This window comes from Psychrobacillus sp. FSL K6-1464 (assembly GCF_038003145.1).
Lineage (GTDB): Bacteria > Bacillota > Bacilli > Bacillales_A > Planococcaceae > Psychrobacillus > Psychrobacillus psychrotolerans.
This window is the reverse complement of record NZ_JBBOOP010000001.1, coordinates 2,991,483-3,003,770: the sequence shown is the minus strand read 5'-3', so window position 1 is coordinate 3,003,770 and position 12,288 is coordinate 2,991,483. Positions and strand designations below refer to the sequence as shown.

Annotated in this window: 12 protein-coding genes; 6 read left to right on the top strand and 6 right to left on the bottom strand. The window is 35.4% G+C overall.

Going from position 1 to position 12,288, the window contains the following annotated elements; genetic code table 11:
* Positions 1 to 98 precede the first annotated feature (98 nt).
* Positions 99 to 422 (top strand): YckD family protein, encoded by a 324-nt coding sequence (locus tag MKX39_RS15315; RefSeq protein ID WP_340770223.1) that lies wholly within the window; start codon positions 99 to 101, stop codon positions 420 to 422.
* A gap of 38 nt (positions 423 to 460) precedes the next feature.
* Here MKX39_RS15315 and MKX39_RS15310 read toward each other — a convergent pair whose 3' ends face one another.
* Positions 461 to 760: a hypothetical protein gene (locus MKX39_RS15310; protein ID WP_340771472.1), complete on the bottom strand. Its 300-nt coding sequence runs from the start codon at positions 758 to 760 to the stop codon at positions 461 to 463.
* Positions 761 to 1,044: 284 nt separating this feature from the next.
* Here MKX39_RS15310 and rlmD point away from each other — a divergent pair, with 284 nt between their 5' ends.
* Positions 1,045 to 2,406, top strand: coding sequence for a 23S rRNA (uracil(1939)-C(5))-methyltransferase RlmD (rlmD, locus tag MKX39_RS15305; protein WP_340770221.1), 1,362 nt, complete (start codon positions 1,045 to 1,047; stop codon positions 2,404 to 2,406).
* Between the two features lie 269 nt (positions 2,407 to 2,675).
* Here rlmD and MKX39_RS15300 read toward each other — a convergent pair whose 3' ends face one another.
* Positions 2,676 to 3,362 (bottom strand): type 1 glutamine amidotransferase domain-containing protein, encoded by a 687-nt coding sequence (locus tag MKX39_RS15300; protein ID WP_340770219.1) that lies wholly within the window; start codon positions 3,360 to 3,362, stop codon positions 2,676 to 2,678.
* A 74-nt stretch (positions 3,363 to 3,436) separates the two neighbouring features.
* On the opposite strand from MKX39_RS15300, the gene MKX39_RS15295 reads away from it, so the two are divergent.
* Complete coding sequence (locus MKX39_RS15295; RefSeq protein WP_340770217.1) at positions 3,437 to 3,772, top strand: MerR family transcriptional regulator; 336 nt, start codon at positions 3,437 to 3,439, stop codon at positions 3,770 to 3,772.
* Between the two features lie 610 nt (positions 3,773 to 4,382).
* Here the strand turns inward: MKX39_RS15295 and MKX39_RS15290 are convergent.
* From MKX39_RS15290 to MKX39_RS15275, 4 genes are all read right to left on the bottom strand, one after another.
* Positions 4,383 to 6,080 (bottom strand): M3 family oligoendopeptidase, encoded by a 1,698-nt coding sequence (locus MKX39_RS15290; protein ID WP_340770215.1) that lies wholly within the window; start codon positions 6,078 to 6,080, stop codon positions 4,383 to 4,385.
* 342 nt (positions 6,081 to 6,422) lie between these two features.
* Positions 6,423 to 6,851 carry a MarR family winged helix-turn-helix transcriptional regulator gene (locus MKX39_RS15285; RefSeq protein ID WP_093538070.1) on the bottom strand — a complete coding sequence of 143 codons (429 nt, stop codon included), beginning with the start codon at positions 6,849 to 6,851 and terminating at the stop codon, positions 6,423 to 6,425.
* A 228-nt stretch (positions 6,852 to 7,079) separates the two neighbouring features.
* The gene (locus MKX39_RS15280) at positions 7,080 to 7,709 is read right to left on the bottom strand and encodes a nitroreductase family protein (protein WP_340770212.1); all 630 of its coding nucleotides are present in this window, start codon (positions 7,707 to 7,709) and stop codon (positions 7,080 to 7,082) included.
* An 858-nt stretch (positions 7,710 to 8,567) separates the two neighbouring features.
* A complete protein-coding gene (locus tag MKX39_RS15275; protein ID WP_340770210.1) occupies positions 8,568 to 8,819 on the bottom strand; it encodes a hypothetical protein in 252 nt (83 codons plus the stop codon).
* 370 nt (positions 8,820 to 9,189) lie between these two features.
* Here MKX39_RS15275 and MKX39_RS15270 point away from each other — a divergent pair, with 370 nt between their 5' ends.
* The 3 genes from MKX39_RS15270 to MKX39_RS15260 all read left to right on the top strand — a co-directional run bounded on the left by MKX39_RS15270 (position 9,190) and on the right by MKX39_RS15260 (position 12,246).
* Positions 9,190 to 10,026 carry a hypothetical protein gene (locus MKX39_RS15270; RefSeq protein ID WP_340770209.1) on the top strand — a complete coding sequence of 279 codons (837 nt, stop codon included), beginning with the start codon at positions 9,190 to 9,192 and terminating at the stop codon, positions 10,024 to 10,026.
* Positions 10,027 to 10,706: 680 nt separating this feature from the next.
* A complete protein-coding gene (locus MKX39_RS15265) occupies positions 10,707 to 11,558 on the top strand; it encodes a DegV family protein (protein WP_340770207.1) in 852 nt (283 codons plus the stop codon).
* Between the two features lie 178 nt (positions 11,559 to 11,736).
* Positions 11,737 to 12,246, top strand: a complete 510-nt coding sequence (locus tag MKX39_RS15260) for a YfiT family bacillithiol transferase (RefSeq protein WP_340770205.1) — start codon at positions 11,737 to 11,739, stop codon at positions 12,244 to 12,246.
* The last annotated feature ends 42 nt before the right edge of the window (positions 12,247 to 12,288 follow it).

Here is a 12,288-nt window from a genome sequence, read left to right as displayed (position 1 = left end):
TTTTATTCTACTTATAGCATTTTATACAGTTTTTCAAAAAAGGATAATTGCTGCCTAGTGGCACATGATAAAACAAATTGAAGGAAGGAGATTTGTCTATGAAAAAACGTTGGGTTAGTGTTATAACAGCGATTTTAATGTGTTTGGGAATAATGGGGTTTTCATTAGAAACAAATGCAGAAATGCCAGTAGATATAAAGTTAACGGCGAAACAACAAGAAGAGATGAAGTCTTTACAACAAGATGCGCTTAACCAAAAGAAAGAAATTATTAACAAATATGTTGAGTATGGTGTGTTTTCTAAAGAAAAGGGACAAAAGATAATAACCCATCTAGAGGAGCGCTATTTAAAACTGGAACAAAACGGATTTGTTCCAGTCATTCATGACGACTATAGAAAACATAGAAGTAATGAATCCTAATCTTATACTAAGCTAAAGTTCTAGTTAAGTTTTTCTGATTAATTTACCTCTGTCCTGCTATAAATTTCATATGCAAAATAGCCAAGTAGTAGGCCTGCCCCAGAGCCAAAAGATAAAGTGGATAATAATGAAAATGAGAAAAGTATATTAAATATAACCCCAACTACACATCCAAATAGCATTCCTAGAGGTATTAAACTGTCCAGTAAATCTTGTTGGTCGTTTGAATTTTTTCTGCCAGTCTTACCTTGCTTTTGTTTATGCTCAAGCTTTTTAATAATAAAGATCGCAATGCTTCCAACTATTACAACGGGTAGTACTTTACCTATAATTTCCATAAGTAACTCCATCTTATTACCTCCATTCATTATCTAACTTGATTTATTTTTAACTTATTTTTTCCAACATTCAGGCCAGTGTTTGTGGAAGATGGGCTTTTTAGATAAATAAAGCTATAACTAGTATAACATTTCTAAAAATTCTGTTATATATAGAAGGTTCACATAACTGGTGATTTTGTATAGAAGAATTGAAAAATAATTGATAATGCGTATGAGTCAGCAGACTTGTACGCATTCTTTTTGGTATAATGAATCAATCATAACTAGAACGGAGATTAACATTGAATACACCAGTACAAAAAAATGATCAGTTAACAGTCTATATTGAAGATTTAACACATGACGGAGCGGGTGTCGCAAAGGTCGACGGATATCCTCTATTTATAGCAGGAGGCTTGCCGAATGAAACTGTAGAAGTCCATGTGCTTAAAACATTAAAAAACTATGGCTTTGCCAAGTTAAAAAATATCGTAGAGCCATCTCCATTTCGTGTAGAAGCACCGTGTCCAGTATTTTATCAATGTGGAGGCTGTCAGCTTCAGCATATGACATATGAAGGACAGCTTGCATGGAAGGAAAGTATGGTTCGCAATGTCATGAAACGCATAGGGAAAATAGATGCACCAGTTCTTCCTGTAAAAGGTATGGACAAGCCTTGGGAATATCGCAACAAATCTCAAATACCATTTGATTTAGAAAATGGTCAAGTTATTGCAGGCTTCTATCAAGCGAAATCTCATCGAATAGCAGATACGAATACTTGTTTAATACAATCAGATGAGGCAGATAGATTACTAAGAGCAGTAAAAGAAAATGCATTGAAACTGGATTTAGTTCCATACAATGAAGAAACGAAAAAAGGTCAGCTACGCCACTTAGTCGTCCGTAAAGGACGGGCAACTGGAGAAGTGATGGTTGTACTTGTAACGAAGCATGCAAAATTAGCGAAGCAAGAGGAAATTATTCAATTCATCCGTGAAGTAGAACCAAATGTGAAATCAATTGTTCATAATGTGAATAACCAGAACACAAATGTGATTTTTGGAAATGAAACAAACGTTATTTGGGGCAAAGCCGTTATTGAAGACTTAATCGGGGATGTTCGCTTTGAAATTTCAGCGCGCTCATTTTACCAAGTAAATCCTGTACAAACGGAGGTCCTATACAAGCAAGCACTGGATTATGCACAGCTAACAGGGGAAGAAACAGTAATTGACGCATATTGCGGAATTGGTACAATTTCATTATTTTTAGCGCAAAAAGCCAAACAAGTACTTGGAGTAGAGATCGTCCCACAGGCAATTGAAGACGCAAAACGAAATGCAGAGCTGAATGGTTTTACTAACACATACTTTGAGGCTGGACCTGCAGAGGAAGTTATTCCTAATTGGTACAAAGAAGGCAAGCATGCAGATGTCTTAGTAGTGGATCCACCGAGAAAAGGTTGTGACGAAGCACTATTAACGACAATTATAGAGCAGCGTCCAAAGCGTGTTGTTTATGTATCTTGTAACCCCGCAACGCTTGCTCGTGATTTGAGAATATTAGAAGACGGCGGTTATAAAACAAAAGAGGTTCAACCAGTGGATATGTTCCCGCAATCAACGCATTGTGAAGCGGTCGCTTGGTTAGAGTTAGTATAGAAAATATAATCAAAAAAGCTGTGTCAAAAATCCACGCTGTAGGGGATTTTAGCACAGCTTTTTTGAGGTTATCTTTGTATCTGATCAAGATTTTTTTCATTACGCTTATGTTCTACATATTGCTTTTCTTTTCTAACTAAAGAAACTAAATTAGAAGTGAACGTATCTCACCTTTAAAACATCTGCTTTTGCTCCATTAATTTAAAGATTCAGCGAACTTGTATTAGCTCTGTAAGAAGTTATTATAACGTAATTTTACTTAAGTATTATTAAAGTGATTTTAATAATTTAATTACCTCTTTGGCCACTGCACCACCTGATGCAGGATTTTGTCCAGTAACGATACGATTATCAGCTACAGCAAACACTGCCCAGTCTTCGCCTTTTACGTAATTAGCCCCTCTACGAACAAGTTCAGCCTCAGTTAAAAATGGTACGACTTTATCTAATCCAACGGCAATTTCTTCCGTATTGGCAAAGCCAGTCACTTTAGTATCTGCGATTAAATAATTATCTTCTGCATTTTTAATATTTAATAACGCAACAGCCCCGTGACAAACAGCTGATACAATGCCACCATTTGCATGAATTTTACTCGCAATGCTTTGTAGGTTTTCATCTTCTGGGAAATCCCACATAACACCGTGACCACCTGCATAATAGATAGCATCATAATCATTTGGGTTAATAGCGTCAGCCGATAAAGTAGTACTTAGCTTGTTTAAGAAATCATCATTTGTATAATATTGCCAATCCAATTCCGTCATTTGTTCAGCTTGTAGGCTGTGTGGGTCAAGTGGTGTGTGACCACCTTTAGGGCTTACATAATCAATTTGGTAGCCTTCCTTTTCCATTTCAGCTGCAAAGTGAACAGCTTCCCCTAACCATAATCCTGTTGCGCGTTCTAAATTTGGATATTTAGAAATATTTGTTACTACTACTAAAATCTTTTTCATTATACATTCTCCTTTTGATTTGATACTATCAACCTTAAAGGTTAAACCATACTTTAAGTCAAGGAGGATGCCTCGTGTATACAATTCAACAAGCTAGTCTCTTAGTTGAAATTCCAGCAAGCTCAATTCGATACTATGAAAAAATAGATTTAATTCCATCAATAAAAAGAAATACACAAAATCATCGAATATTTGATGATCAAGATATTGAACTCCTAAAATTAATCAAATGTTTTCGAAATCTGGGCATGTCGATTGAGGATATACGAGAAAATATTTCAAATCTGAATTTAGAACAGGAAGAGATTAATACGCAAGCTATATTAGTTCAGCACAAGGAAAAATTAGAAGAGCAAATTGGGGTTTTAAACTCTTATATTCATGAAATCGATGGGAAAATAGTTACTTAAATAGCGGATTACCTGTAGAGCGTGCAAACAGAGAAGAGTTCGCTTAGGAACCGAGCCTAGTTCTAAAACCTTTTAATATTAAAAGGTTTTAAATGCTACATAATCAATACACCGCTCCACAAACTCCAGTTAGCTCTTTTTCAATAGTAAAATAAAATTTACGATGGAAGCGCTAAAAATAGCTCTTTTTTAGTGAATGAAAATACGGAAATACGAAAGATCTATTTTTGTTGTACAAGTAATTATTTGATGTGTCATGCTGGATCCGACGACCAAAGAAAAAAGGTTGTTGAGAATATATTAATAAAAATTGGCTCGACTCTATTAAACTAGGAATTGAGCCAAAATAATTAAACCCACCAGCACTCCAAACATTGTGAAGCAGTCGCTTGGTTGGAGTTAGTATAATGAAAGAAGAACGAATTTCCGTTGTATGGAATTCGTTCTTTTCTCTTGTTGTTTTAAAAAAGATTAAATAGTTTTTAGAAGGTAAGTCCATGAATAAAACCTTGACTATTAATCAAAGGGGATAGACATCACTACTTGTAACTTTTGTATGGAAAAATCCCAATTGACCTCTACAATGATCTGTCCCCATACTCACACTTTATTAATGAATGTCCTGAATTACTTTTTCTAGGAATTCACCCATTTGTTTAACAGCTGGCTCTGAAAAGTCAAAATTTACCCCAGTTTCTTTATAAATAGTTGCGATGGATTGATTGTAGTCTGCACTTGCACCTTTTTTAAAGGATTCAACTGCTTTCTCTGGGTTGTTCTGATAATTCTCCAGTATTTGTAGTGCACCAAGCATCGAGATGGAGTATTCAATAAGATAGAAAGGAACTTGGAAATAATGAAGGGTACCAGCCCAGCTCATCCCAATTTCTTCCTCCAGGCCAGAAGTATCAACAGGGTTTAAGCCATAAAGTTTTGAGATTTCAAAGTATTTTTCATCTCGCTCTTTGGAAGTGTGTTTAGGATTTGTATACATCCAATGCTGGAAGAGATCTCCTGCTAATGGTCCGATTAACATCGAAAATGCTCGTCTCAGCTCTTCACGCTGTGCGTTCTTAAAATCCTCCTCTTCTGGATAGAAACGGTCAAGCTTATCCAATAAGAGTAATTCCATCCCATGAGAATAAAGCTCAGCAACTTCACTTCGTCCTTTGTAGTCTTCAATGGGGCCGTGTTCGGATAACTGAAAATATCCATTCACTGCATGGCCCATTTCATGAATTAATGCGATAAGAGAGAAAAAGGAAGGACTAAAGTTCGCAAAAACAAAAGTATCCCCTGATACAGGTAAAGAAGTACAGAAACCACCTGGGACTTTACCTATTCGGTCATCGAGGTCTAGTAACCCATTCGCTCTCATGTAATCGAAACGGTCTGCAAAAAATGGGTCAGTTTTGCCTAACATTTCAGAAACGCCATTCATCAGAGTAGACACCTCAGAGTATGGTGGGTTTTTCATGAATTTAGCTGTGTTATCCCAAGGGCGATACTTATCGACACCAAGCTTTGTTTTAAAAACATTTGAGAGTCGATTCCAAGCGGGAATAATATATTTTGCTACATTTTCATGAAAGTCATAACAATCCTGGATGCTATATTCACGATTTTTCTCTATAAACATATAATCACGGTAATTTTCAAATCCTGCATTTAAAGCTATTTGATGGCGCAATTGAATAAGCTCGTCCATTATGGCATCCATATCGGGCTTAATTTGACGATGGGCTGACATCATTGTGTGATAAGCTTTTTTTCGCACGGCTCTGTCTAGATGATCTAGTAGGGATTCGATAAATGGAAAAGGCTTTTCCTCTCCCTCCCATTCAACTGTTAGGCTACCCATAATTTCATCGTACTTAGTACAAAGCTCTTGTTCCTTTACAAGCAGTGGAATATTCTCTTCTCTGAAAAGTTTAACCTTCGACTCACGAACACGTCGCATCAAGCCGTAACGGTTATCATCTAATTGAGTAAAATAAGTAGAATCACAGCATTTATCATTTAACTTTGCTACGTATTTCATTAAAAGTGGTTGAATGGCTTGCTGATCGTGAAGATAAGTTGACTTGATGTCCGCATCTTCTGTGTTTCGGTAGAAGTCGACTTGGTGACCTGTCATCGCCTCATCGATTATAAACAGTAAATCCTTTTCGTCTTCTAACCACTTTTCTAAATCAGAAATGGATTCAATCGGAACAGCAAGTAAACTTTTAAACTGAGCTTCCACCCCTTCGACATCTTGTAAATCAATTAATTCTTTATAATAATTAGGACTTGTATTTTGTGACATGAATGACTCTCCTTCTACCATATAATTATTTCAATAATTTTAATTATTAAAACTATTATATTATAGATTGCTAGTTATTAACCCTTTTTAAAAAAATAATTAACAAAGGATGCCTTAAGGGAAGATGAGTTTAGTTGAAGATAAAAAATAAAAATAGGCTCGATTTCCCAAGAATAGGAACTGAACTTATATAATTAATTTCACCAGCACCAACGGACATTGTAAGAAATACGAATGGTATAAAAGATAAAAAAAGCGTAGTAGTAAAGACCATAGCCATGGTTTCTACTACTATGCTTAATTTGTTTTAAAACAATAGATTTTCGCATTAATGAGCAAAACTTAAAGCTTCTCTACATTGTGATTTAAGCGCGTGAGAAATTGCTTGAGTTGCTGTAAATCACTATCTGAAAAATCATCGTAGAGATCATTCATAAATTGATCTTTAAACATTGTACAACCCTCTAATAATTCTCGTCCTTTATCAGAAATCGTTACAAGTACTTCACGATTGTTTTTTTCATTACGTTTGCGTTCGACATATTGCTGTTCTTCAAGCAACTTTAAGTGTCGCGTAATTGCCGATTGATCGATAGCTAGGGATTGTTGTAGTACTTTTTGTGAAACACTACCCTTTTTAATTAAAGAAGCTAAAATTTCATATCTAGTCAAACTAACTTCTGTTCTTTTTTCAAAAACTTGCGTTACGTGCCGGTCTAATCTTTTCAACATCATAATCATTTGTTTTTTATCATCCAAACAAACTTCCATACTATTCCTCCTCACATTGATTGCTTTTCGTTTTGCACGCATTAAAAATTGAGTTCGAATTCGGCATTTATTATAGAAGATTTTTAGGTGTTTCATAATGTACGCCAGATGCTCTTTGTGACATTGAACAGAGGGACGCTATGTCTAAACCTATATAATAGCATTTTCGTTTGTTAGAAAGGATAACAAAATCAAATTTAAAATGAATTAAGAGCTGAAATGCCTTATTTAGCTAGAAAAGCGAATAATTTGTTCAAACGGTAAACGTGATGAATTACGTGCTGGCATAGCCGCTTTACCGATAGCGATTAACACCATTGGTATCTCATTTGCAGGTAGCTCGTATTTTTGAGCGAATGCTGCTTTATCGAAGCCACCCATAATTACAGTGTCGTAACCCATATCCTTCGATAAAAGTACGATTTGCATAGTAATTAAACCAGCATCTAAATGTGCAATGTTTGTCCGTTGTTCATCCGATAAATCGCTATACGTGGATTCCGAGTTGGCGATCATCATATCAGCAATATCGCGTGGCATATAGCCTAGCTCAACATTTAAATCATTAATTTGTTTAGCGTTTTTATGCATTTCGTTATCGCCTAATACAGCAATAATCGCTGATGATGTTTCGATTTGCGCCTGATTAAAACCAGCAATGCGTAATTCTTTTTTTTGTTCTTGATCATCAATAACTAGGAAGCGCCAAGGCTGTAAGTTACTTGATGATGGAGCTGATGTAGCTTGCTGTAAAATGTGTTCAATTGTTTCGCGAGGAATCGTAACGCCAGTCTCATACTTACGCACAGATTTACGTTCCTCCATTAATTGTTCTAAAGCTGTTTTTTGTTGTATCATATTTTCCACCCTTTTTTTATTGAAATATAAATCTATGGTCATTATAGTTGATTAATCAATAGTTGACAAGTCATGTGTTTGGTTGGAATTTTTAATAGGAGAAGGATTAAAAAATAGGAAGGTGTTTTGATTCGATTGTTTATGCATATGAAAGATAGCTCGAGGAGTAGGGAAACATCTTATCTTTGTTGGATACTGGTTTAATAGTGAAATTAAAAGCAGATGGTATAGAAGCGCTGGTATCGCACATCTAAACCATCTGCTTGTTATTATAGAAGGTAAACTTTTGATTTAATTTAATAATGCTCACACTTAGTTAATGAATGTCTTGAATTACTTTTTCTAGAAATTTACCCATACGTTTAACTGCTGGCTCTGAAAAATCAAAATCCACTCCCGTTTCTTTATAAATAGCGGCTATGGGTTGATTGTAATCCGCACTTGCACCTTTTTTATAGATGCTCGAGTTAGTTGAACAGTATTATTTATTTATATTCGGGGAGATTAGTAAAAATGAACTTTAGCAATACTTGATACTAGGTATATCCCTTTTAATTCTAGTACGATTCATAAACCGATAATCTCTTGATTTAATTCAATAATAACAGGGGGATAAAATCGATTGTTGAATTAAGGACTTATAAATTTGAGCTAGTTTAATCAATAAAAATATTGCTGTATCAAAATCCACGATTGAATGGGTTTTGGCAAAGCAGTTTGTTTGCGGTTTTTGAATTGCAGTTAATTATCTCGATTGTTTTTACACCGGGTCCAACGCTGATCTAACACATTAAATTGAGATGTTTTAACGTTTTATATTTTCGTATTTAGTCCGATCTATGGAAAGTTAGGGCTAATTTATTTTCTCTTATTCCTACCGAGTTTCTCGTTTCCACGTTTAAAGTTACCTGTAATTTTCGCTAACAATAATTGTACTTCTAATATATTATTTTCAACTGCTTTAATTCTTGCTATAAGATGCTCAGCCTCCTTATCCTTTACAACTTTAATCTGTTTACCTTTGTAATTGATTGTTACCGTTCCATTTTTCGTTATTTGATAAGTAAATGGTTCCTCACTTAATCTGTTTCGTTTATCTATTTCGCTCACTATACCAGCTCCCTAATTATTTTGGGTTTCTTATTATATTCAAATAAATAAGCCAACAATCCAATGAAATTAAGTTTACGTTGAAATATAAAAGATATAGAATCGAAATTTAAAATTTTCCTAACTTATCTATAACTATATATTGCATATAAGCACTACCAATTGCTAGACTAAAATCGAAAAAGATTGTTGCGTATGCAATAAGATAACCAAGAATTCCCGAAAGAGCTGTGGAATACCACGTTTAACGAGTTGTCCTAATGAAAGAAAAAAACTAGACAAATTAGAACTTATCTAGTTAAATAAATCATGGAAAAACACAAGCTTGTTGGGATTACTGTCAAATAAGGTTTTACTTAGAGGAGAAAGCATGGAAAAAATTAAAAAATACTTCGGTGAATTTAATATGACCTGGCCAAGAGTTATTCTTTTGGCTATTATTACAGCCGTATATACTGCACTTATCAATCAGGTGTCTTTTTTGAAAGGTACCTCATTTCAGGACATAGCTATTTATGTTGACTGTTGGTTTCTTTTTGCCATTTTCATTATTGTTAATTGCCAAAAGTGGTGGGAAGCTTCGCTTAAATGTTTCGTGTTCTTCCTTGTCAGCCAGCCTCTTATTTTTTTGATTGAGGTTCCGTTTTACGAATACGGTTGGGAGATATTCCATTATTATGAATACTGGTTTAAAATCACACTTCTGACCCTGCCTGGTGCTGTGATAGCATTCCAACTCAAAAAGAAAAACTGGCTCAGTGTCCTAGTTCTATCCGTGGCAACAGGTTATCTTTCCGCCGCTAGCGTCCGTTATTTCAGAACTGCAATGGCAAATTTCCCGAATCATTTACTCAGCTCTATTTTCTGCTTTGCGCTGGCCATTTTCTTCGTTTTTATTTTGCTAGATAAGAAAAAGCACCGCATCGCAGCGCTTACTGTCATAGCTGCAGTTCTTATTACGTTTGTTAGCATCACTGGAGTAGACAAGTCCAAGGATATATTCCTTGACGATGGAAATTGGGCATACTCGATGGAGGATGAGTCTGTTGTCGTTGTCGAGATTAAAGATGGGAACCATGTCGTGCTTACGGCAAAGCATGATGGCAATACGTTCATCCGCTTTGAAAATGCTGACGGTAGTGAGCAAAACTACTATATTACTGTAAGCGGCGGTAACATTTGGATTAACCTGCTTGACGAAAACTGAACTTTTACTCCACGCTCAGCATCATGACAATGTGAAGTCGTCTCGTGGTTGGAGTTAGTATAAAAGGAACAAAGCGGTAAGAGTAATACCTAAAAAGGTAGCATTTAATAATGCAGCTAATTGGCTGGTATGAGTTCGGTTTTTTACCGGCTCATGCTCGCCAATTTTTGTTTAATCCGTTCATTGTTGTAAAAAGTCCTGATCTCACTAAAAATGGAGCAAGCCTATGAAATGGTTGGAACTGTTGGGCGGATTCTAATAGTAGAGTCCGTTCATTTTTACGTTGTTCCAATAAGGATTATAGGTGTTTTTGGTTAAAATTTATTGAACGTAAGAGGCAAATTAACATGCAAGTTTCTTTAAATAAGTGGATGGTTTAGAAGGGCAGGAATGCATTTCAAATCCGTCTGCTTTTTCATTCCACCTATCTTTAATTCGTCATGAATGTTGGTGAGTAAGTATTAGAATTAATTGGAGTTAGAATTCATAACTTTATATGTCTACCTTCGTAACATTCAAGTAAATCAATAAGATTTTTCTCCAAGGTAGTATTGATATTCCATTTCTTATGTAAATTTTCTGATTATTAAAATGAATAATATCCCGGTCTAGTGTATATTAAGGATAAATAAAATAACTAATTACGCAGGAATGGTTGCGTTGGTTGAAAGGAATGTTCAATGAGTAGGATTATTTTTTCGACAGAGAGTGGCGCTGATTTACCTAAAGACCTGGTTGAGAAACATCAAATCCAAGTAGTGCCGATGCATGTCATCATGGATGGGAAGGATTACTTAGATGGTGAGTTACCGGTAGAGGATGTTTTTGATTATCATGGTCGCACGAAAAAAATACCATCTACAACAGCAACGAATATACATGAGTACCATGAATTGTTTACGAAAATTAGAAAAGATTTTCCTGATAGCATCATTATTCATATTGGATATACGTCCAAAGCATCTGCTTCCTTTCAAAGTGCATTAATCGCAGCGGAAGATTTTGAAGATCTTTTTCTAATTGATGCGCTAAATGTAACAGGTGGATTAGCTGCAATCGTGATGTATGCTGTAACTTTGCTTGAGGAAGAACCTTCCATTAGCCATGTTCACTTAATGGAAAAAATAGAATCTGTAGTTCCTAAAACAAGACTGGCTTTCCTTCCCGGCAGTTTAGATTTTCTAAAGTCTGGTGGAAGGGTAAGTAACGTTGCTTATATTGGAGGAGTACTATTAAAAATAAAGCCCTGCATCGAATTAGTAGAAGGAAAGCTTGTTTCAACTAGAAAATATCGTGGAAGTATGAGCATAGTTGCGGAAAAGCTCATGCGAGACTACTTAAACCAATACGATATTGATAGAAAGCAGCTGTATTTAATCTACTCTATTGGACTTGATGAGAGTATTAAGAGAGGAATGGATGAAATTGCGAAGGAAGCAGGCTTCGAGAAAATCACATGGATGCAAGCAGGTGCAATGATTTCTACCCATGCTGGACCAGGTGGTTTTGGGATTGCAGGAGTGGAATGTTAGAAATTTTAGAGGGATTTAGTATAGTAATAAAAGAGAGTGAAATCTAAGCAGGGGGATTCACTCACTTTGGCTGAGATTGTGGATAGTCCTTAGTTAACTAGTCTTTACAACATCTGAGCCGATTGATATATTAAGTGTTAATATCAAAAATAAAGATTAGGGAAAAGGGGTTTGAAAAGTGGATGTTAGATACCCAATTGGAGAATTACAAGTTCCTGAAAAAGTAACATTAGAAAATATTCAAGAATGGTTAAAGGAAATTAGAACGTATACGGTGCGACTTAGAGAAACGGTTGACACATTAAGTGATGAAGAATTAAACAAAACGTATCGTGAAGGTGCATGGACAGTTCGTCAGCTTGTTCACCACATTGCAGATTCACAGTTGAACATGTACCAACGTTTGAAGCTAGCTTTAACTGATGAGAATCCAGTAGTACCAGGATTTAGTGAAGAGAAGTGGGCAATACAACCAGATACAATGCTTCCTGTAGAAAGTTCTATCAAAATGCTAGAAGGTATAAATGAGCGTATTGTTTCTTTAGGGCAGGATTTAACTGAAGACCAATTAAAACGAGTATTTACTCACCAAACAAACGGCGAAATAACAGTGGCGAAAAAAGTTGCAAAACTGGCTTGGCACGAAGAGCATCACTTAGCTCATATAAAGATCGCATTATCCAATTAATATAATAATTAAATTTTTGATAAAATATAACAGACGGTTGAG